This window comes from Mesoflavibacter profundi (genome assembly GCF_014764305.1).
GTDB lineage: Bacteria > Bacteroidota > Bacteroidia > Flavobacteriales > Flavobacteriaceae > Mesoflavibacter > Mesoflavibacter profundi.
Map to the genome: position 1 here is coordinate 531,251 of NZ_CP061703.1, position 21,640 is coordinate 552,890.

The 21,640-nt window shown below is 30.2% G+C and carries 23 protein-coding genes; all 23 read left to right on the forward strand.

What is annotated here, in order from left to right; translation table 11 throughout:
* The first annotated feature begins 117 nt into the window (after positions 1 to 117).
* The 23 genes from xerA (at position 118) to IFB02_RS02545 (ending at position 21,576) form a co-directional block, all read left to right on the forward strand.
* Positions 118 to 1,302: a site-specific tyrosine recombinase/integron integrase gene (gene xerA / locus IFB02_RS02435; RefSeq protein ID WP_191072989.1), complete on the forward strand. Its 1,185-nt coding sequence runs from the start codon at positions 118 to 120 to the stop codon at positions 1,300 to 1,302.
* A 39-nt stretch (positions 1,303 to 1,341) separates the two neighbouring features.
* Positions 1,342 to 1,947 carry a hypothetical protein gene (locus IFB02_RS02440; RefSeq protein ID WP_191072990.1) on the forward strand — a complete coding sequence of 202 codons (606 nt, stop codon included), beginning with the start codon at positions 1,342 to 1,344 and terminating at the stop codon, positions 1,945 to 1,947.
* 150 nt (positions 1,948 to 2,097) lie between these two features.
* Positions 2,098 to 2,754 (forward strand): hypothetical protein, encoded by a 657-nt coding sequence (locus tag IFB02_RS02445; RefSeq protein ID WP_191072991.1) that lies wholly within the window; start codon positions 2,098 to 2,100, stop codon positions 2,752 to 2,754.
* A 175-nt stretch (positions 2,755 to 2,929) separates the two neighbouring features.
* Entirely contained in the window at positions 2,930 to 3,490 is a 561-nt protein-coding gene (locus tag IFB02_RS02450; protein ID WP_191072992.1) for a hypothetical protein, read from the forward strand.
* 174 nt (positions 3,491 to 3,664) lie between these two features.
* The gene (locus tag IFB02_RS02455) at positions 3,665 to 3,904 is read left to right on the forward strand and encodes a hypothetical protein (protein WP_191072993.1); all 240 of its coding nucleotides are present in this window, start codon (positions 3,665 to 3,667) and stop codon (positions 3,902 to 3,904) included.
* 444 nt (positions 3,905 to 4,348) lie between these two features.
* Positions 4,349 to 5,311: a hypothetical protein gene (locus IFB02_RS02460; protein ID WP_191072994.1), complete on the forward strand. Its 963-nt coding sequence runs from the start codon at positions 4,349 to 4,351 to the stop codon at positions 5,309 to 5,311.
* Positions 5,312 to 5,947: 636 nt separating this feature from the next.
* Positions 5,948 to 6,505: an SMI1/KNR4 family protein gene (locus tag IFB02_RS02465; protein ID WP_191072995.1), complete on the forward strand. Its 558-nt coding sequence runs from the start codon at positions 5,948 to 5,950 to the stop codon at positions 6,503 to 6,505.
* Positions 6,506 to 6,663: 158 nt separating this feature from the next.
* On the forward strand, positions 6,664 to 7,347 hold the full coding sequence (locus tag IFB02_RS02470; RefSeq protein ID WP_191072996.1) for a hypothetical protein: 684 nt from the start codon (positions 6,664 to 6,666) through the stop codon (positions 7,345 to 7,347).
* A 128-nt stretch (positions 7,348 to 7,475) separates the two neighbouring features.
* Positions 7,476 to 8,297, forward strand: coding sequence for a leucine-rich repeat domain-containing protein (locus IFB02_RS02475; RefSeq protein ID WP_191072997.1), 822 nt, complete (start codon positions 7,476 to 7,478; stop codon positions 8,295 to 8,297).
* A 141-nt stretch (positions 8,298 to 8,438) separates the two neighbouring features.
* Positions 8,439 to 9,662: a DUF3883 domain-containing protein gene (locus IFB02_RS02480; protein WP_191072998.1), complete on the forward strand. Its 1,224-nt coding sequence runs from the start codon at positions 8,439 to 8,441 to the stop codon at positions 9,660 to 9,662.
* A gap of 159 nt (positions 9,663 to 9,821) precedes the next feature.
* Positions 9,822 to 10,457, forward strand: coding sequence for a DUF3885 domain-containing protein (locus tag IFB02_RS02485; protein ID WP_191072999.1), 636 nt, complete (start codon positions 9,822 to 9,824; stop codon positions 10,455 to 10,457).
* Positions 10,458 to 11,294: 837 nt separating this feature from the next.
* Positions 11,295 to 11,831 (forward strand): hypothetical protein, encoded by a 537-nt coding sequence (locus IFB02_RS02490; protein ID WP_191073000.1) that lies wholly within the window; start codon positions 11,295 to 11,297, stop codon positions 11,829 to 11,831.
* Positions 11,832 to 11,970: 139 nt separating this feature from the next.
* Entirely contained in the window at positions 11,971 to 12,552 is a 582-nt protein-coding gene (locus tag IFB02_RS02495) for a hypothetical protein (protein WP_191073001.1), read from the forward strand.
* A 151-nt stretch (positions 12,553 to 12,703) separates the two neighbouring features.
* On the forward strand, positions 12,704 to 13,111 hold the full coding sequence (locus IFB02_RS02500; RefSeq protein ID WP_191073002.1) for a hypothetical protein: 408 nt from the start codon (positions 12,704 to 12,706) through the stop codon (positions 13,109 to 13,111).
* A gap of 144 nt (positions 13,112 to 13,255) precedes the next feature.
* Positions 13,256 to 13,837 carry a hypothetical protein gene (locus IFB02_RS02505; RefSeq protein ID WP_191073003.1) on the forward strand — a complete coding sequence of 194 codons (582 nt, stop codon included), beginning with the start codon at positions 13,256 to 13,258 and terminating at the stop codon, positions 13,835 to 13,837.
* Between the two features lie 159 nt (positions 13,838 to 13,996).
* Entirely contained in the window at positions 13,997 to 14,770 is a 774-nt protein-coding gene (locus tag IFB02_RS02510) for a hypothetical protein (protein WP_191073004.1), read from the forward strand.
* A gap of 144 nt (positions 14,771 to 14,914) precedes the next feature.
* Positions 14,915 to 15,592, forward strand: a complete 678-nt coding sequence (locus IFB02_RS02515) for a hypothetical protein (RefSeq protein ID WP_191073005.1) — start codon at positions 14,915 to 14,917, stop codon at positions 15,590 to 15,592.
* 159 nt (positions 15,593 to 15,751) lie between these two features.
* Entirely contained in the window at positions 15,752 to 16,852 is a 1,101-nt protein-coding gene (locus tag IFB02_RS02520; protein ID WP_191073006.1) for a toxin-antitoxin system YwqK family antitoxin, read from the forward strand.
* 182 nt (positions 16,853 to 17,034) lie between these two features.
* Positions 17,035 to 17,460, forward strand: a complete 426-nt coding sequence (locus tag IFB02_RS02525) for an energy transducer TonB (protein WP_191073007.1) — start codon at positions 17,035 to 17,037, stop codon at positions 17,458 to 17,460.
* A gap of 158 nt (positions 17,461 to 17,618) precedes the next feature.
* Positions 17,619 to 18,437, forward strand: coding sequence for a hypothetical protein (locus tag IFB02_RS02530; protein ID WP_191073008.1), 819 nt, complete (start codon positions 17,619 to 17,621; stop codon positions 18,435 to 18,437).
* 162 nt (positions 18,438 to 18,599) lie between these two features.
* Positions 18,600 to 19,436 carry a LapA family protein gene (locus IFB02_RS02535; RefSeq protein WP_191073009.1) on the forward strand — a complete coding sequence of 279 codons (837 nt, stop codon included), beginning with the start codon at positions 18,600 to 18,602 and terminating at the stop codon, positions 19,434 to 19,436.
* Positions 19,437 to 19,581: 145 nt separating this feature from the next.
* Positions 19,582 to 20,532 (forward strand): hypothetical protein, encoded by a 951-nt coding sequence (locus tag IFB02_RS02540; protein WP_191073010.1) that lies wholly within the window; start codon positions 19,582 to 19,584, stop codon positions 20,530 to 20,532.
* Positions 20,533 to 20,691: 159 nt separating this feature from the next.
* Positions 20,692 to 21,576 (forward strand): energy transducer TonB, encoded by an 885-nt coding sequence (locus tag IFB02_RS02545; RefSeq protein ID WP_191073011.1) that lies wholly within the window; start codon positions 20,692 to 20,694, stop codon positions 21,574 to 21,576.
* Positions 21,577 to 21,640 lie beyond the last annotated feature (64 nt).

Genomic DNA, 21,640 nt, shown 5'->3' on the forward strand with positions numbered 1-21,640 from the left:
TTGTGATTTTAAAGAATTTTAAGAGTGTAAAAGTACATATTTTAAAAGTTAAAATTAAGTGTTTAGAATATTTCATTTAAACGAATATTTTTGTAAATTGTTTAAATTTCAATAAAAATGCAAAACAACCCAACAATACAATTAGATAGAATTTACTTCAAAGACAATCATCAAATAAAAATAATTTTCCCATACAACGACAATTTACTTAAGGTAATTAGAGAGATTCCGGAAGCTAAATGGAGTAAAACACTATCTTGTTGGTATATTTTAAATACTCCTGAAAATTTAAAATTAATTTTTAAAAAATTTAAGGATATTACAAAAATAGATAGCAAATTACTTTTTAAAAAGACTGATGCTAAAGATTTTCCTAAAAAAAGAATTAGAAATTTAACCGCAAAAAACAGAGCAACCTTAAACCATTTTTTTAAATACTTAAGAGGAAAACGATACAGTAAAAGCACAATAGATGTTTACACACAATTAGTTGCAGATTTTGTGGAATATTACAACGATAAAAACTTAGCACTTCTAAACAATAAAGATGTAGAGCGTTTTATAGAAGATATTTACATTAAAAAAAACTACAGCATAAGTACACAAAGACAGTTTATAAGTGGTTTAAAGTTATTTATAGTTTTTATAGAAGACATTAATATTAATAATTTAGAATTGGTAAGACCAAAAAAATCTAAAAAATTACCAACTGTATTGTCTTATCAGGAATTAATAAGGTTGTTACAGGTTACCAAAAATATTAAGCACAGAACAATTTTAGCCTTATTATATTCATCAGGGTTACGAATAAGTGAAGTTTTAAATTTAAAAATTAATCATATTGAATTTAGCCGAAAGCAAATTTTTGTTAACAACGGAAAAGGACGAAAAGACAGGTATGTTACTTTAGCAGAAAGCGTTATTCCATTAATTGAAAACTATTTAGTGACTTACACTCCTAAATTATACTTTTTTGAAGGCGAGCAAGGACAACAATATTCTGACAGTTCTGTAAGAAAGTTTTTAAAAAAATCTTGTCAATTAGCACATATCACATCAAATGTGTCACCACATACCTTAAGACATAGTTATGCAACACATTTATTAGAACAAGGTGTAGGTATAAGACACATACAAGAGTTACTTGGTCACGCAAAACCAGAAACAACTATGATCTATACACACGTAGCTAGAAAGGATTTATTAAGCATTAAAAGTCCATTAGACAACGCAATAGCTCAGTTAAAAAAATTAAATTCGGCAACAAATGTTCCTAATATCCCTAATAAATTTACAGGATAATGTTTATATTTATCCACATATAACCAGTTGGCAAACATTATGAAAAAGCTACTGATTTTAGTCTTTTTTTTGAACTTTAGCTTTGTGAATTCACAAACGGTTAAAAAAGAAGAAAGTTTTAAAACAGAATTTGACAGAATTTTACATAAAAGAATTTACCGAGTTGAATACAGTTCAATTCACACTATAGAATTAATTGAATTTAAAGACGGAAACTACAAAGGACCTTTAATAAATGTTTTAACTCGATATGGAAGAAAATCTAAAGACTTTATTCAAAAAATAATAATTCCTGAATTATTAACGGAAAAATTAATGAATAAGTTTGAAACTTTAAAAATTGAAACACTGAAAAGCTGTGGAAGTTTATTTTCAAGAGAATATAATTGTGTTGGAGCTTTAGATGGAGATGAAACAAATATTATCATTCTAACAGATAAGATGAATAGAAAGCTAAATTTCGAAGCTATTTATCCTGGAGGAAAGGAAAACAAGGATTTCCCTGAAAAACAAATAACAGCTCAAAAAATACTAAATTTAATTTACGAGAAAATTGATTTCAAAAAACTTTTAAATCAATATATGAAACATCTTCCTTCAGGAACTTATGGATATTATGGAGTAAGTATGATTGAATTACGATAAAAAACCGTTTTAACAACAATATAAAACCTCGATTACCACGAATTCGAATATATCAGAATTTATACGAAATCTCTAATGTATTTTATTCATCGAAAAAATATTAACTTCAATTCTGTAACTTAAAACTACATAAGATTGTTGGTCAACATCATGAAAAATATAGACTATATACTAATATTACTAATCATTTTTATTTCTTGCTCAAATTTGGGTGAAAAAAAAACTCTAACTGACTTTTTCTCTGAGGACTATAAAAATTTTAGATTTCACAATAAAATCGGAATTATAAATTTAGATTCGGTTTCAAATTTTTCGGAGTTAAGAAAAAAAATGAGTGAATTAACCTGTGAGGGAAAATCATCTGGATTACGCTTTGTAAAAAACGACACTATCTTCTATCTAACTGGTTTGGCAGACTGTCCTACTTCGAGCGAAATTGGATGCTACTTCAGTCGGAATTTATTATTTGTTAGGAATGACTCTTTGTTAATTGAATACGGAAAGAACAAAAAGAAAAAACCAATTCGATTCTTAAAAGCAAAACTCGATGAAATAATGTCTCAAAACCATAACTATCAACACAACAAAAACAAACTGAAGCCAGCTCTAATCCATTTTTACGTCGAAGATAAATATCCTATTGAAACGACAACAAGAGCTCTAAAAGAAATTATTAGGCAGTTTAAAAAAATTAATTCTCAAAACGGTTCTGACTATTTTAAATACAACATTCTTTTTGAGAAATATGATATAACAAATATTCCGTTAGGGTCTCCACCAAAACCGAATGAATTTGATAATGAATAAAAACGATTTGCCAACAAGGTGTATAATTAATTGCGGCTGAATTTTCTCGGAGGAAATTCAATCTTATTAATTATCTTTCCGAAACATCGGAAAACGACTCGCGTCCTTTTCCCGCAAAAAATCATACACAAATACGTTGGCACCAATTTGAAAATCACGAATACCGAGAAAATTAATGGAGAAAAATAAATTATTAGATGACTTAATTTCACAAGGAGAAAAATTGACTAATACCATTAGTTATGTTCCACCTGGAAGCGGAGTCATCAGAACTTATTCCGTATATAGAACGAGTGAAAAAGTCGAATATCAAAATTGGCAATCTTCATCTCAAAGATTTATTAAAACATATTTTCCGAGTGATTTAGAGGATTTCAAAGAAAACACAAAAAAATTAAGTCCTGACAATCACCAAAAAATGATGGGAATCTTACGAGCGATTAAATTAATGCCCGAAGAACCTGTAAAAGAAAGCGGAAAAAGTTCTGGAAATACAAACATTACGATTAATAATACTCAACAGATAGTTCTAAATCTTTTTACAGAAGCAGTTAGAGACGAAATAACTGGAAAAGAATACAAAGAGCTGAAAGAGATTCTAAAAAACTATGAGCGTGAACCTGAAAAAACAACTTCCAAAATAAAAGAACGACTGAAAAAAATGGGTGGAGATGTTTTGACTAACATCATTACCAATATTTTGACCAATCCTAACATTTATGGAGGACTAATGTAAAAATGAATAAAAAAACTGGTGCCAACAATGTATAACCGCAATTACGGCGGATTCGACTACGTCCGAATCCACTCGGAATTGCTAACGTCAGTTCTAAACCGAAAATTATTAACTTTAAATCCGTAACTGACGGTTATACGAGACCGTTGGGCACAATATCCGAACAGAACGCAAATGAAAGAAAATAAAGATAGAGTGATAATCGCAAGTGACGTAAATGAACGTGACGGAATCGGAGTTGAAATCTATCGAAACGACAAATTGATTGCGGAAATTTTCAGAGACGACACAAAAAAGACCAGAACAATACGAGTTTTTAAAGAAAATATTTCACTTGAATTAATGGAGGAATGTATTCAAACCTTCAAAAAGGAAATTCCTTGGGAATTTATAGAATATGACGAAACTGACTAAAATATTACTGACAATTCCATCAATTATCGGAATTGCTTATATGTTGACTTTTTGGAGTGTTGACTTTTTCAAATGGATTACTAATAACGTTGTCGAATTTGAATATCAAGCACCAATTGTAAATGGACTGATTTTACTACAAATCGGATATCTGATTTACCGACTTAGGAATTATAAAAATGTGGAGAAAAAAACAAAAACTGAATGGACTTGGCTTTTAGTAATATTCAATTTCATTTCAAGTTTATTCTTCATTTGGAAAAAAGATGCTGAATTAAATAAAATGAATAAAAATACTGTGCCCAACAATGTATAAATTCAATTGCGGCTGAATTTCCTACGGAAATTCATTGCAATTTTCTATCTTTCAGTCTCAATCGGAAAATCGTACCGATTTTCCGCAACTGAAATTTATACGCCTACGTTAGGTACAATATGAACAAAATGAAAGTCATATTAATTTTATTATTTGCCTTAATTAATACTTCTTGTAATAATTCAAAGCTTAATGAACTGAACAAAAGAATTTCAACGTTAGAAAAGAATAATGTAACATTATTAGATTCCATTCAACAATACCAAAAGGAATTAGAGAAAAAGAAAACGAAAGATACATTTTGGACTAACAAAGAAAAATATGATGAAGGAACCTCTTATTTTAAAGTAATTCCACATGATTCAGTTTTTTTTGGCAACTACTTTACTAAAGAAACAACTTATAGCATAAAACATATTTCTCTTGATGATACAAATGGTGTTTTTATTGCGAAATATATTACTGAAACTAAAGGATCTATCCAAAGCGAAGGAACTGAAAAGAATATAAAAATAGAATTAAGTCATTTTGATAAGCCAAATAATATTCTCTATAATATTGAAAAAGAATGCCATCAAATCGAGTTAGAGAATAAAATTTATAAGACATATCAATTTGGTTGTTGTTTAGAAAAAGACATTTATGAATTTTATGATTATAGTAATAAGTCCATTGTAAAATCAAATTTGAAAATCATTTCAAGTTTGATACCGAATTCTAATATTGACTTTTATGTTGGTTATGAAATTGACCAAAAAGAGAAAAACTCTGATTTCTATAGTGGAACTTTGACCTTTGCATATGATAATTCCGATAAATACATAATTAAAACCTTTGGTAATAAAAAACATGATTGGTTTAATTCAGAATTAGATATAATTTCTAATAGCAAAAAAGATTATAAAATTGAAGAGGATTTTGAAACAGTATTTAATATTTGGTCACTTAATGAAATTAGGGATAAAGAGAATGTGAACGAAATCACTCTCATTTTAAAAATTAACGACAAAATAGTTCTTAAAATCCCAATTATTAATGGGAAACCTTTTGGAAAAAATGATAGAATACATAAAATAAAACTTGAAATATAAAAAACTGTACCTAACAACGGCTATAATCCATTGCGGCTGAAATTCCTATCGGAATTTCATTGCAATTTGCTATCTTTCGGCTACGGCGGAAAGAATCCTGCGGATTTTTCCGCAACGAAATCATAGCCGAGACCGTTAGCTTCAATGCATGAGCAAGTTTGCGTTCAGAAAAAATGCCTGGTTTATATTCTCGATTTTTTTTGAGTTTTAAGGTAGATAATTCCGAAAAATTGTGTGAGGAATTTTAAAATTAACGGAAATTGGTAAGCATAACGGAATACCTTACTCAAATGCGGAATTTAACCACGACTGACTTTTTAGCTCGTTTGCGGAATCTGAATCTGAGAATCAACATCTGAATTACTCACTCAAATCGGAATCGCATTGATCAGAGTTTTAGCCAGTTTACGGAAAGCTAACTCTTGAGACGAATGAAAACTAAAATAAGTAAAACGTAATGAATCCTTAAGCGGAGTTTTGCACAAAAGCTAACAACGTGTATTATTCATTACGGCGGAATTTCCTTGCGGAAATTCCTAACTTTTTACTATTTTAGTTCTCTGCGGAAAATCATTGCTGATTTTCCGTAACAAACAATACACAATCACGTTGTGCAACATTTGAGAAAAACGGAAATTGGAAAGAAAAATAAGAGAAAATATTGAACAACTTTTCAAGAATTATCCTGAATTAAATCAAGTAGGACTTAAAACTGAACAAAGCATTTTCCAAAAGCTTAAAAGAAAAGTTAAGAATCAAATCCCAGACTGGTATGTTGAATTACTTACTGAATTTCCAATTGCTGAATTAAAAATTGGAATTCCATTTAATTATGGCTGGGAAACTCTTAAAAGCAAGAAACAGAATGAACTTCCTTTTATGCCAACGGAATTTAACAGCATTGAGAATATTGAATTTATTGCAACCGAAGAATTTCCTGGTTTTGAATTGATTAAAGAAAATTATATCTGTATCGCAGAAGAAACTAACAAAGGTGGAGACGGTTTTTACATTAACGCAAAAGTTAAAAATCCAAGCGTTATATACATTTATCACGATTGCGGAAACGACGCATCTGAATTAATAAAAAATGGACAAAGTATAAGTAGCTCTTTTTCGGATTTCCTAAAAGTAATTCGACCATCTGAATTTGCAGACAAATGGTTAAACGAAAATGAGCATTTATGGAAATAAAAAAACGTTGCACAACAACGGCTATAGTTCATTGCTTCTGACTTTCCTCTCGGAAAGTCCTCGCAAATTTGCTATCTTCGGTTTACGGCGGAAAATCCTCGCGGATTTTCACGCAACGAAACCATAGCCAAACCGTTGGCAACAATTTAAGAGAGACTATGTACAAACAAAAAACTGATAGAGAATTAATTGAACTTTTAGCAATTCACAAAAAGTTGACATTCCAATCACAACTAAATTTGAAAGAAGAATTAAATCGACGAAATCTAAATGAGAATATTGAGGATTTGGAAAACACTATTCAAGAAAAAGTTTCCGAAATAAAAAATCTTGATTATTTAAAAGATATTGGATTTAAAGCCGACAAATTTGGCGAATCAATCAAAGTAACTCGAACAGGCAGAGCAACACTAATAGATATTATCGCTATTGTATTAGGAATTATATTTTGTATAATCGGATTTTTTGGAATTTTAGGTTTGATTGGTTCTTTTTCAAGTGAAAGTGAATTCAGTATGTTTTCACTAATTATAGAAATCGGAATGATAGCTATCGGTGTTTTAGGTGTTAAATTTTTGAATGGAATTAAGCGTTTAATAGATTACTCTGGATTTGAATTGCTGAATAATAACGGAACAATAACTTTGAAAAAAAGATTTGACACTAAACTTGTCGAAATACAAAAAAACGAGTCTTTCCTTAAATTAAAAAAACAATCTGAATTGATGGTTTTAAAATTGGAAAATGACGATATTTTAAGTGCAAATGCAAATAATATAATTCAGAAAATGACAATATCTGAATTAACAAAAAGATTAAAAACTGTTGCCAACAATGTATAACCGCAATTACGGCGGATTCGACTACGTCCGAATCCACTCGGAATTGCTAACGTCAGTGCTTAATCGAAAATTATTAACTTTAATTCCGTAACTGACGGTTATACGAGACCGTTGTGCGTAATTAGAGAATGAACAATATTACAATAGACAGATTTGAGAATAAACCAGAATTTACTTCTGATTTGGCTGATTTTGATAATTCTAAAACGGAATTGCATATTCGTGCAGATGTAAGAAACAGAAAGCTATTAAACGAACTGAATATTGAAAAACTCTGGTTAATTGGAGCTAAAGAAAAAGACATTGAACAAATTTTTTCGATTCATCAACCAAAATATGTGAGTCTTTACCAATTTCTTGCAAAAGATTTAAGCTGTTTAGAAAATTTGAATAAATGCGAAACTCTAATAACAGAATGGAATACAAAAGCGACTGAACTTTGGAATATAGAATCTAATCCAAATTTGAAAAAATTGGCAATTAGAGATTATTCTAAAATTTCGGACTTGTCAGCATTAGAGAAAGCGACTAAAATCAAAAGTTTGTCATTGGATGGTGGAATAGATAAAAAGTTAAAAGTGGACAGCTTAAAACCACTATCTAAACTTTCTCAATTGGAATATTTGAGACTGACTAACATAAAAGTCGGAGACGAATCTCTCGAACCAATTGCAAATTTGAGGAATTTAAAAATACTCGAACTTTCCAATCAATTCCCAACAAAAGAATATGCAAATCTTGCGGTCAAATTGACCAAAACGGAATGCTCAATGTTTCAACCTTATCACGAAATTGAGATAAAAGATGAAAATGGAAATTTGGTTTATGACAGAATGATTATCGGAAAAAGAAAACCATTTCTTTTATCGACAAAAGACAAAACTCGAATTGAGAAATACGAAAAAGAATTTGAAAAACTAAAAAATAACTACGCACAACAACGGCTATAATCCATTGCGGCTGAAATTCCTATCGGAATTTCATTGCAATTTGCTATCTTTCGGCTACGGCGGAAAGAATCCTGCGGATTTTTCCGCAACGTATCATAGCCAAAACCGTTGTACCCAATTAAAACCAACCATTGAACTTAAATGAAAATAACTGAATTAAGAGATTACCAAATTGAATTTGAAAAAATTAGAGCTGACTTTAATTCAGGGTTTAAAGAAATTAACAGCTTACGGAAAAAATTTACTTCTGATTATCCAACCAGCCGAATTCGGACATTAACTCTTGATGAATACGTTACAGGAAAAGGCGGACAAACATTCTGCAACCGAATAGAAAATGACCTAAACGAATGGGGAAATATTCACGGAAGTTTCGCCACCAAATTCGGAGTATATTATGGTAAATTTGGGAAAAACTCAAAATCAAAATATCGAATTGGACGTAAAGAATACGGAACAGATGAAAATGTAGCACTTAAAAAAATTCTTTCAGCGATAATTGAACTGATTGAAAACAAAGACGATTTAACGATTTTAAAGAAAAATCCAATTTCGCCAATGTTCAAGGGGAAAATTTTGTCTGTTTATTATCCAAATGAATTTCTAAACATATTTTCTGCAAAACATCTAAATTACTTCATCAACAATCTTGGTTTAGATAATGACTCGAAATCGGAATTAGACAAACAAGCTTTGTTACTTGACTTCAAGAACAGTGACAAAGTAATGAAAGAATGGAGTATTTATGAATTTAGTAAATTCTTGTATTCATCATTTGGTAGACCCAATGACGAAATTAAGGAAGAAAATATTTCTAAAGAGCTCAAAAAGTTTAACCTAAAAGATTTCCCACCGATTGAGAGTTTGAAATTTGACTATGTTGAATTACAAACAGACGAACTTCCAGAACCAACAGAAAAAAAGAAGAATAAAGAAACAAAGGTTGACTATTCAAATCGTTCAAGAAAATTCAAACGAATTGGAGACAGAGGAGAACAAATTGTTTTAAGAGCAGAAAGACAATTCTTAAAGAAAAATGGAAGAAAAGATTTAGCAAAATTGGTTGACCAAATTTCAAAAAGAGATGATAGTGTTGGCTACGACATAAAATCTTATGAATTAGACGGTACTGAAAAGCTAATTGAAGTTAAATCAACTTTGAGAAAAATCGGAAATAGCAATATCTTTCTTTCAGCAAATGAATTACAAGTTGCAGAAAATAAAGAAAACTATTATTTCTATATTATTTATGAGGTTGGTAGTAAAAGACCAAAAATATGGAAAGTGAAAAGTTCGGATTTCTTAAACGACAGTAATATCGTGAAAGAACCGATTTTATATAAACTAAATATGAACACAAAATAACTGGGTACAACAATGGCTATAAGTAATTGCTTGTTCTCGCCTACTTCTGAAAATCCTCGCGGATTTTCAGTTTGGTGTGTACTTACTAAATTTGTACCTTAACCACGCAACAACTCATAGCCGAGACCGTTGTAGCACATTTGAGAAAACCGAAATCTATTGAACCTAAAAACTGAATATTTACATTTTTTAAAAGATAATTTCAACGGACTGAAAATCAAAATGCCACTTTTTTATAATTGGGATTTAGGATTAAGGTTTGACTTGCAAAAGGAATTTACAAATCCTGTTGACAATGATAATAACAATTGTTTTAACGAAGTTTATCACAGAGCTAAAAAACTATTTGAATTTTGCTTCGAACAAAACGACACAGTCTATTTATCTGTATTTAGTTACAAGTGGAGAAAACAACGGATTAAGAAATCGAATTATATATTTAAACTACTAAAAGCGGATTCAAAAACCGAATATGTATTTGATAAAGTTGCGAATAGGTATGAACCAAATGAGAAATGGAATAGGCTTTTAATCAAAGAAAATATAAATAATATCAATATTGACAATCTAATTATCGGATTATGTAATACGGACTTCCCAACTATGCTACCTTGTATTCGAGAAGAAGTTTATCTTATGAATATTGACAAAAAATTGATATTCCATATTTATGACGACAGAGGTTTAGATATTCTTGCAACTGAAAAGAAAGTGTTGAATGATATTTATGACCGATTTGATGAGTGGATTTTGGAATACGACAGAGAAAAAATTAAAAACCAACTGAATAAATAAAAACGTGCTACAACAATGTATAACCGCAATTACGGCGGATTCGACTACGTCCGAATCCACTCGGAATTGCTAACGCCAGTACTAAACCGAAAATTATTAACTTTAATCCCGTAACTGACGGTTATACGAGACAGTTGTAAGTAATTTAAAACCAACTAAGTGAACGACAATTTAAGAATAGTATTAAGTCTTTTATTTGCATTATTGATTATTACTTTTAAATATTCAATGAGTGTTGATATTCTTGCTAATATTATTTTGTTGATGATTTTAATTTTTGATATATCAAAGTATAGCCGAATTGAAAAGACCAAATCAGTTCTAATCTATTACTTATCTTGGATTTTGATTTCTGGTTGTGTGATTTATTTAAGAAATGTTGGACTGAATTTCTGGTCGCCTATAATTCTGATTTTAACGATCAAAACCATTGTCCTTTTATTATCCTATTTGAGATATAAAAGATTTTATGTTACGAAAACTATCTTAGGATATTTATGGCTGACAAGTTTGTTTCTCTATCTATCGGAACTTATCCTGAATTCTACACACGGACTCGGAAAACTAAGCTTGAACCTTGCAGTCATTTCATCAATTGAAAGTATTTTGATAATTATATTTCAGAAAAAACAAGTTATTTTCGAACCGAGTATTATAAACATTAGTTGGAATAATATAAAAAACTACTTACAACAACGTGTATAATTAATTGCGGCTGAAATTCCTCTCGGAATTTCATTCTTATTAATTATCTTTGGTTTACGGCGGAAAATGACTGCGTCCTTTCCCGCAACTAACCATACACAAACACGTTAGCAACAAGACCGAAAAACCACAATGGCAGTTTGGATTCAAATAATAGGAATAAGAAAATCGGATTCGACTGAAATCGAAAAAGAAAAAATTCGCAAAATTCTAAATACGACTGAATTTGACTTTGATTTTGTAAAATCCAATTTAGGTCTTGAATCAGAAAAATATGAATGGAAATTGACACAGTCAAAAGGAATTGAACTCTTTGAATTGCCATTATTTGACAAATCTCTGAAAGTTTATTTTGACAACCCTAATTTTATAGAATTTTCTGGTTCTTTTGAGCTTTTTAGTGCTTGGTTTCGTTTTACCGATGAGAAACAATCTGAATTGACAAATGGAATTAGAAAAGTGTTTCGCAAAATTGCATCTGAATATGGAATTTCGGAACTAATCTATTTTTCAGAATGGTTCTTTTCAATAGATTATATAAGGAACAAAGAGGCGAATGCCGAAAATTTAATTGAATTAATTAATGATAATCCTGAATTAAAACGGAATAAACTTTACGGATTAGAATCGAATGAATATTATGTGGAAAAAACAAAGTCCAGTTGCTAACAACGGCTATAATCCATTGCGGCTGAAATTCCTATCGGAATTTCATTGCAATTTACTATCTTTCGGCTATGGCGGAAAGAATCCTGCGGATTTTTTCCGCAACATATCATAGCCAAACACGTTACCCAACATTTAAGAAATGCGAACTGAAATCAAATATTTAGAATTGAAAAGCGGATTTTCAGACAATGGAAAAGCGTGGATTGGACTTGTTTCCTTCTCAAAAAGCGGAAAGACAATTTACTTTGACGGAAAAGCATTCCAAAGTTTGAACGGAATGGGAATTAGCGGAAACTATTTTGACTTGGAAAGCGGAGACGAATATTGGATTTCGGGAGTGAAAAAAGATATGACTGACCGACACAAATTTGGCGGAGGAAAAATCTTTGTGGAAAAACGGATTTTGAGTGATTATTTGCAAATAGTTGGTAAATCGGAATTGCCAAAAGCTGATTACGAATTGACCGAAGTAGAAACTGAAAAACCAATCGAACGGATTAATGAAATCGAAAACGAAAAAGCTCAACCAACTGAATTTGATTCTGACTTACATTTCAAAAACCCGAACGAATTAACCGATGAAGAAATTGAATTTGTAATAGCGCAATTAATTGAGGACGAGAAAAACGTTCAGTTCAATAAAGCAAGGAGAAGCTACAAGAAAAAACGACTTGAATTAGAAGCTGAACTTGAGAAACGTGCAATAAAAAACGTTGGGTAACAATGTATAACCGCAATTACGGCGGATTCGACTACGTCCGAATCCACTCGGAATTGCTAACGTCAGTGCTTAACCGAAAATCATTAACTTTAAAACCGTAACTGACGGTTATACGAGACCGTTAGCTTTAATACATCACTCAGAACTATTAATGAATTTTATTTTAAAAATATGGATTTGGATAACATTCATTAGAAATAAAGAAACGTTACCAGCGGAATCTAGAATTGACAACCCAAAAATGGAATACGAAACCATGTCAGGAGCGTTTATTTGGGAAGACGAAGGATTATGGGATTGTCGAAATCATCATTTACAAGACGCCTTTAAGTATGTTCTTAACCATAGAATGAATTTAATTGTTGGACCTAATAATAATGTCGGAGTTATGCGCTCTAAAAAATTTGATGAATCGATTTTTAAAATGGCGAAAAAGTTCTTTCCAAATTGGATTGGATTTAATAACTCAAGATGTTCATATAATTCTGAAATCGCTGACAGAATACTTAGAATTAAAAACGTTGAGAAATGGAGGTTTGACAAATTATTTAACGAATGAAAATAAAAGTACTAAAGCTAACAATGTATAAATTCAATTGCGGCTGAATTTCCTTCGGAAATTCATTGCAATTTTCTATCTTTCTGTCTCAAACGGAAAATCGTTACCGATTTTCCGCAACTGAAACTTATACAAACACGTTGTGTGCAAGCTGAAAAACGAATGAGCAGTAAAAAGAAATGGTGGAAAGATTATTACGCTGGACAATTACTTTGGTTCGGAATTGCTTGCATTGGTTGTGCATTTTATTTTTTTGCGCCTACTTTATTCACAACAGAAAAGTCTCTAATTGAAAAACGTGGAGAAGTTGAAAATGTAAAAGCATTTTACACAAGAGTTAGTTCTAAAGGGCACAAAAGCGTAAAATCGGAACTAATATTAAATCTTAAAAATGATACTCGAAACTATAAATTAGTTAAAAACATTGAACAGAGTTGGAATAATGAAAAGTATGAGCTAATTGTGAGAGAATTAAAAAAATCTGGAAAAGCTATTGTCTGGATTAAGGAAAGTGAACAATCTGAAATGGAACCTGAAGTTTTTCAAATTGCAACTGGAGAAAACAATATACTCTATGATATGGATGACGTGAAATCTGAATTGAAATTTCTCTTTCCTTTTTTGTTAATAATGGGATTTTTTGGAATTGGAGTTTACCTAAACCATAAATATCCGAATCGAATTAAAAGTTTAATGATAAAAAAGCCAGCACACAACAATGTATAAATTCAATTGCGGCGGAATTTCCTACGGAAATTCATTGCAATTTTCTTTATTTCAGTCTCAAACGGAAAATCGTTGCCGATTTTCCGCAACTGAAACTTATACAAACACGTTGCCAGTAATTTCGCCCAAACCGAAAAACCTTTGATATTTATTGAATAAATGAAAAACCAATTTTTAGTTTTATTTTTTGCAACCTTAATTCTCGTCTCTTGTAAAGACCAAAAAGAGGAATTGATTGAAATTAACACATTTTTACTAGCCAATTATGAATTCAATAACCGAACTCTGAATAAGAATAAAGGAGAATATTATAGAATAATTGAGGAGATGCCTTCTCGAGAAATTGAAAAACTAAATGAATTGGATTCAAGGTTTGAATCATTAATTTCTACAATTAACAAAGCAATCGAGAATAAAGAAAAAAATCTGAAAAACATTGTTGTGGAATCAGACAAAATTCTAAATGAGCTTCCTAAAATTGTAGACAATAGAAAAGACTATTTATTACAAGAATTTAAACAGCCGAAAACTGGATCTAATGATTTAAGCCTAAAATACTTAAAGAACAGACTTGTAATTGCAATGGCTTATGCATTTGAATATGCTAGCCGACAAACTTATTCAATTGATGGCTTATATAAAGTTAAAGTAGATAGCATAATCCAAAGAAAAACTGACAACGGAATTAAACTTACTTTGACTTCGAGGTTTGGACAACCGATTAAGGAAAACAGACACATTTTGATTAATAAAATCGAACTCAATGGAAAAGAAGAAAAAATTAATTTTAAACTTAAAGACAACTTCTCTTTTGCAGACATTGAATTAGATTCATTGCAAACTGGAAATTATAAAATGAACGGAATTTTACGTTTTTATCATAGAGAACAAAAATTTGACATTCCGTTTGAAAAAGAATTTAAAGTGAAATAAAAACTACAGGCAACAACGCGTATAGCTCATTGCGGCTGAATTTCCTATCGGAAATTCATTCTTATTCGCTATATTCGTGATACAACGGAAAATCATAGCTGATTTTCCGCAACAAACTATACACGAACACGTTAGGCAACATTAATGAAAAGCAGTATTCACATATTAAGTTTAGTATTATTAATGAGTTTATTTTCTTGTAAAAAAGATATTAAACCGAAAAAAAATGAGCCTAATATTGAACCAAAAACTAATACTGTAATAGTTAAGAAAAATAAATTCTCGACTTTCAAAAGAGATTCGACTTTGGAACTTCAAAAAGTAGACTTAATATATACTTTTTCGAACAAACAAATTGACACTTTAATAGGATTTTGTAATTGCGAAAAAAACATTAAAAACAATACCTTAAAAATTCAAATTAGAACTGAATTCCCTTCTTTGAGTGAACTTAAAAAAGGAAACAGAAATGCGACCGAATTTCAAATGGGAATTCCTAGACAATATAGATTTCTGACTTTTTATTTGAGAGATTCTATAGTAGAGAAAACTAAGATTTTTAAAGCATCAACAGAATCACAATTTGAAAACAAAAAAATAGATTCAACTTCAATTAAAAATTATGAAATTAAAATCAGCAGATTTGATTATAAAATTGCTCAAAATGTTTGGGGAAATTATGAATTAGAATTGCTAAATCCTTTTGGCTTTATTGAAAATGATTTTAAAGTAAAAGGAACATTCCATTGTAATAATTGGAAAATTGTAGAATATGAAGAATTACCAGATTGGACTATAAAAGGGAATAATTATATTGAATAATAACGTTGCCTAACAACGTGTATAATTAATTGCGGCTGAATTTCCTCTCGGAAATTCAATCTTATTAATTATCTTTGGTTTACGGCGGAAAATGACTGCGTCCTTTCCCGCAACTAATCATACACAAGCCGTTGTAGCACATTAAAACCAAAATGATTAGTGAAAAAATATTTTCAAATAACATTCAAACTTTTAACGATTTTTTTGTTTTGTTTTTACACAGATTTAGCTGCACAAGAATCTGAAAATTTTGATGATTTAATAGAAAAAACTCAAGACGGAAAAGTCAAAATTTATTTAGACGGAGTTTTTCGTATCTCCTACAAAGATTGCTCTAAATATTACTTAATTGCAGAATTTGACGACAGACTTTTTCAATTCAAAGATTCTTTAAAAGTTTTTTACAATAATGATGATTTATTCTTAACTGGCTCATATCAAAATGGTAAACTAAACGGAAAATTCAATTCATTTTATAGAAACGGGGAAAAGAAAATGGAATTTGAATATGCTTTAGGAAACAGAACAGGAATTTGGGAGAGCTTCTCAAAAAATGGTAAATCATTAAAAAAAGTGATTTATAAAAACAATAACGAATTCCTATTGGAACAGCGTACTGAACTAGGAGAAATTATTGTTGAGAATGGAAATGGAAAATTTATTGATAGCCTTTATATGTCTATTTCGGGTTCTCAAAAATCCAAATTAACCGGAAATGTAAAAAGCGGATTACCAGACGGAGAATGGAACTTTTACGCTGCAAACACGAATTATGGAAAAGAATATTTTGAAAATTTTACTTTCAAAAAAGGAATGTCTATATCACCAGCTTTAGGAAATGAATTGTATTATAATCATTTCAATGCAACATTTACTGGAATCATATTTTTAGAACGACTAAAGATAATTGGACCTTCTCGGTGTGAACAAAAAACAGACATTGGAGTAAATGATGAATTTTATGAAAAAATAAAAAAACGCTTCTACAAACTAAAATTAAACGAATCAATTATTGACAATTGGTTTTTAGTGGAAATAGAAACGGGAAATAATAAAAAAATAATTGATGTATCGATTATTTCAAAAGCAGATAATGAATCAATTGATTTGATAAAAGAACTAATTTTTAGCCTAAAAAAGGCTGTTACATTTCCTTATAAGTATAAACCAGGTTTTGACTATTTTCCAATTGTAATAAAAAACTCAAAAATATTTACACCCTATGATAAAGAAATTGAATTATTGAGTTATAAATATTAAAAAAATAATGTACTACAACACCGTATAAAATTAATTGCTTAGTAGGAGCCTACTTACGAAAATCCTCGCGGATTTTCTATTAGGTTTGTATTTGCTAAATTAGGTGCTTAAACCACGCAACTAATCTTATACAAACACATTGTAGCTAATTTGACCAAACCGCCATTTATAACAAACCTTTAATGAAAAAAATAATTATCATTTTAATCTTAACTCTGACAAATTTTGCATTTGGACAAAATAACTTATCTGAAAAAGTTTCGGAATCTTTTAATACTGACAATAGAGACAAACTTGACAGCATCGCAAAACAACTAAACTATAAAGGTGGTGACAAAATAAAAGTGCTGACTATATTCACTATCAATGAACAAGGAAATATTGTTGACATTAAAGCTCGTTCAGTTCATCCTTTATTTGAAAAAGAAGCTATTAGAATCTTGAATGAACTTCCGAAAATGACACCAGCAGAATACAACGGAAAAAAAATCAGCCAAAAATACTCATTGCCAATTGTATTTGAAATAGAAACCGATAGTGCTAAAAAGAAACGTCTGAAGAAAGAGGAAAAGGAACGACAAAGAGAATTAAAAAAAGAAAAAAACTAGCTACAACAACGGCTATAGTTCATTGCTTCTGACTTTCCTCTCGGAAAGTCCTCGCAAATTTGCTATCTTCGGTTTACGGCGGAAAATCCTCGCGGATTTTCACGCAACGAAACCATAGCCAAACCGTTAGGGTACATTTACGAAAACGAATATCATTAATGAGAATTATAATATTATCGATCATATTTTTTTTATCACAATTGACATTTTCACAGTCAATTGCGAGTTATAATACTAATGCTACCAAATACGACAAGAATGACAAATTTGCTCAAATAATTGAAAAAACAAGCTTTTATAATTCCGACGGAATTAAAACTGAAATTGAGCATAAGGACTTCAACACGTCAATGCAATTGACAAGCCTAAAAAGATTCGATGATAAAAATAAGTTGATTTGGCTAAATATTTATAAATATGACAGTTTGCAAAGAAGAGTTAGGCTTGATAACAAAAGATGGATAAATATAATTGGTTATCAAACAAAACACACCGAATATAAATATGACTCAATAGGAAATTTTGTACAGATAGATTACAACTCTCAAAAACAAATTACCAATATCGCGCAATATTTTTTTGACAATGAAAAAAACTTAATTAGGCTGGAGAACTTTAATGGCAATGGTAGTTTAATTGGTTATGAAACGGCAGAATACGATTTGGAAAATAACGTCGTGGTTGTTAATCAATATAACAACAAAAATGAATTGGTTAATTCTAACAATAGAGCAATTAGTTATTCTGGAGACAAAAAACAAAAACCTTCGAATAGGTATAATGAGCAAGGAGACTTAATATTTTACAAAAGAAATTGGAATGACAATGATAATGTTTGTTATACAATTGAATATAAGTATGACAAAAAAGGAAATTGGATTTCTAAAAAAAGATATAGCCATATTCAAACGGAAAGTGGAAAGTTGAAAAAGAAAAAGACGAAAATGGTTAAAACGAGGAAAATTAAATATCAATAATAAAAACGTACCCTAACAATGGTTATAAGTAATTGCATGTTCTCGCCTACTTCTGAAAATCCTCGCGGATTTTCAGCTTGGTGTGTACTTGTTAAGTTAAGTGCTAAACCACGCAACTACTCATAGCCGAGACCGTTAGCGGTAATTTAAACGCAAATCTAAATGAGACAACAAATAACAGTTGACAAAGCAATAAAAAGAGGACATTTAATAGTGAATGTTCCTGTATTTATCGCAATTATCGGCTGTCCTGCATTGGCTCTATACTTAGAGAAACAGAATTTAATTCCTGGTTGGGGAATTGGAATAGCTTTTTTAATAGGATTTATTTTAGCTTGGTTAATTTGGAGTTTTATGATTACCAAATGGAGAATTTGGGCATTTGACAATGTCCGAAACGTTCACGAATTAAAGAAAAGAGCTATCCAAGAAAAATTGATTTGGAATGACGGAAATATTTTCGAAAAAACGGAAATTAGGAATAAAGAGGATAAAAGTAAACTTAAAAAACTTGAAAAGAAATTTGAGCAAGAAGATGAATTTAAAGAAGATTACACTCTTCCACCTAAAATGGAAATTCATTATTCGAAAGTATATAACTATTTTGAACTCGGAATTTCAATTTTAATAATTGGAGTTGGAATTTATTTATTCACTAAAGGAGAAACCAAACAATATATTTTGGGTGCAATTATGACTGGAATAGGACTTTACAGTACAATAAAGGAATCTCGAAAAGCACTTGATACAAAACCAAAAATAATAATTGACTCGAAAGGAATCCAAACTAAAAATGTGGAATTTAAAAATTGGTCAAATATAGAAAGTGAGGAAGTAGTTCAGGAAGGTTATGGCAAATCAGCTAAATCCTATCTGACTTATTTTTACGATGAAGACGAGTTTGAAAAATTAGAAATTGACTCTCTGAATGTAACTCACAAAGAATTAGAAAATATAATAAGAACATACAGAATACGAAATAATAAAAACTACCGCTAACAATGGCTATAATTCATTGCGGCTGAAATTCCTATCGGAATTTCATTGCAATTCACTATCTTTCGGCTACGGCGGAAAGAATCCTGCGGATTTTTCCGCAACAAATCATAGCCAAACACGTTGTACCTCATTTGACTAAACCTGAATGAATTTAATTGAAACAAGAAGACATCCATTGAAATTCTATGCTACGTTAGCATTTGGATTTCTTTTTTTATTTGCTTTAGGCTCATTTATGATTTTCATCGGAATAGAAAAAGAGTCGAATGTACAATCAGAAAGTAAAAAATACATAATGGCAATTTTTGGGGTTTTAGTTTGTCTTTTAGCTTTTTGGATGGTTTATTCTTATTGGAAAAACTCACCAAAAATAACTGTTGACAAGTATAATTTAAAAATTGGAAATGAAACTTTCAGATTGAATAGCATAAAAGACGTGATACTGACAGGTAAAATGCCCTTTCGTTTTATAATAAACTTTCCAATGGAGGGAACTGCAATTTTATTTAACGATGGCAGAGATATTATTTTATTTGATGATATGTATTCAAACAGCTATGAAGTGAAATCATTTCTTGAGCAAGTTATAATTAACAAGCAAGAGTTTAAAATAAATACATCAAAGAAAATAAACTCTAACGAACCTAGATTCGAAAACTCTGAAATTTTTAAGGGAAATCAATTTACAAGTTTAAGAGGAATTTCACTTTGGGGATTAATAGGTTTTTTCACTATTCTATTTTTAGTGAAAGAAACAAATTTAAAATTAGGAGCTATAATATTCTTTAGTGTTTTTGGTACTTTTTGGGTTGTACTACATTCTTGGTTTATGCATTATTTTGAACTGACAAAAAAGTTTTTAATTGTTCGCAATCATATTTTTGTTTGGAAAATGAAAATTTATGATATATCGGATATAAAAGAAATTGTTTTCGAAACACAAGGCAAACAACCAAACTGTATGCGAGTAATAACTAATGATTTTAAAAACAAACTATATCCTGCAGGAACATTAAAAGATAAAACTTGGTTGGAAATGAAAAAGAAGTTAGAATCGAAAGGAATTCAAGTAAGAAATGAATGTATTTATGAATAAAAAACGAGGTACAACAATGTATAACCGCAATTACGGCGGATTCGACTGCGTCCGAATCCACTCGGAATTGCTAACGTCTGTGCTAAACCGAAAAACATTAACTTTAAATCCGTAACTGACGGTTATACGAGACCGTTACCCAACATTTGAAAGAAAATTATGAATTTAAAATTATTATTAGCATCAACCTTATTATTTAGCTTATTAGTTAAAGCACAAAATCTGAATGACGAAAAATTAATGGGTGAATGGAAAGCTGTCAGTGTTAACATTCCAAATTCTGACGAAGTTCCACAAAAAGATGCATTAAAAATGGTCGAAGATGCTTTTTTAAACTCACAATTCAATTTTAAAGGGAATAAAGTTTTTAGAATTAAATTTGGGAAACTAGCAGATGACAGAATGAAAGAATTGTTCTTTCTTGAAAATCAAAATTGGTTAATAAAAAATGACCAAATTTTAATTGGGACAGAAAATGACGGATTTTCTTCAATGCACATTGTTTTTCAAGAAAATAATGGTAAAACATACTTCATATTACCAATGATTAGATTGGAAATGCTAAAATTAAGCGATGATGTGCCTTCACAACCAAAAGCAATTAAAACCAAGTCTACAGAAATATCTGAAAGAGTTGATTACTCAAAGGTAGATTTAGTAAATAAAGAAATTGATAAATCTCAAATTGTAGAATTTAATGAAATTGGAAATCCACCTTTAGCGTCTGACTGTAAATCAAAATGGGACGTTGAAAAAAGAAAAGAATGTACAAATAAGTTTATTCAGCAACACGTAATGAGAAAATTTAATACTGACCTTGCTGCTGAAGTTGGACTTACTGGAAAAATAAAAATAATGATTGAGTTTATAATTGACAAAAACGGAAAAGCAATAAACATAACCGCAAATGGAGGACCAGAAATTATGAATCAAAATGCAATTGAAGTTATTGGATTGCTGCCAGATTTTCGACCAGGAACAAGGGATGGAAAACCTATTAATGTTTCTTATAAAATGCCTCTAACTTTTCAAATTGTGGATTAAAAAACGTTGGGTAACAACGTGTATAGCTCATTGCGGCTGAATTTCCTATCGGAAATTCAATCTT

Coding starts and splice junctions, on each gene's coding strand:
- IFB02_RS02495 (WP_191073001.1), top strand. CDS start 11,971: ATGCGAACTGAAATCAAATATTTAGAATTGAAAAGCGGATTTTCAGAC.
- IFB02_RS02480 (WP_191072998.1), top strand. CDS start 8,439: ATGAAAATAACTGAATTAAGAGATTACCAAATTGAATTTGAAAAAATT.
- IFB02_RS02490 (WP_191073000.1), top strand. CDS start 11,295: ATGGCAGTTTGGATTCAAATAATAGGAATAAGAAAATCGGATTCGACT.
- IFB02_RS02525 (WP_191073007.1), top strand. CDS start 17,035: ATGAAAAAAATAATTATCATTTTAATCTTAACTCTGACAAATTTTGCA.
- IFB02_RS02510 (WP_191073004.1), top strand. CDS start 13,997: ATGAAAAACCAATTTTTAGTTTTATTTTTTGCAACCTTAATTCTCGTC.
- IFB02_RS02460 (WP_191072994.1), top strand. CDS start 4,349: ATGAAAGTCATATTAATTTTATTATTTGCCTTAATTAATACTTCTTGT.
- IFB02_RS02445 (WP_191072991.1), top strand. CDS start 2,098: ATGAAAAATATAGACTATATACTAATATTACTAATCATTTTTATTTCT.
- IFB02_RS02470 (WP_191072996.1), top strand. CDS start 6,664: ATGTACAAACAAAAAACTGATAGAGAATTAATTGAACTTTTAGCAATT.
- IFB02_RS02530 (WP_191073008.1), top strand. CDS start 17,619: ATGAGAATTATAATATTATCGATCATATTTTTTTTATCACAATTGACA.
- IFB02_RS02450 (WP_191072992.1), top strand. CDS start 2,930: ATGGAGAAAAATAAATTATTAGATGACTTAATTTCACAAGGAGAAAAA.
- IFB02_RS02535 (WP_191073009.1), top strand. CDS start 18,600: ATGAGACAACAAATAACAGTTGACAAAGCAATAAAAAGAGGACATTTA.
- IFB02_RS02440 (WP_191072990.1), top strand. CDS start 1,342: ATGAAAAAGCTACTGATTTTAGTCTTTTTTTTGAACTTTAGCTTTGTG.
- IFB02_RS02540 (WP_191073010.1), top strand. CDS start 19,582: ATGAATTTAATTGAAACAAGAAGACATCCATTGAAATTCTATGCTACG.
- IFB02_RS02475 (WP_191072997.1), top strand. CDS start 7,476: ATGAACAATATTACAATAGACAGATTTGAGAATAAACCAGAATTTACT.
- IFB02_RS02545 (WP_191073011.1), top strand. CDS start 20,692: ATGAATTTAAAATTATTATTAGCATCAACCTTATTATTTAGCTTATTA.
- IFB02_RS02515 (WP_191073005.1), top strand. CDS start 14,915: ATGAAAAGCAGTATTCACATATTAAGTTTAGTATTATTAATGAGTTTA.
- IFB02_RS02455 (WP_191072993.1), top strand. CDS start 3,665: ATGAAAGAAAATAAAGATAGAGTGATAATCGCAAGTGACGTAAATGAA.
- xerA (WP_191072989.1), top strand. CDS start 118: ATGCAAAACAACCCAACAATACAATTAGATAGAATTTACTTCAAAGAC.
- IFB02_RS02500 (WP_191073002.1), top strand. CDS start 12,704: ATGAATTTTATTTTAAAAATATGGATTTGGATAACATTCATTAGAAAT.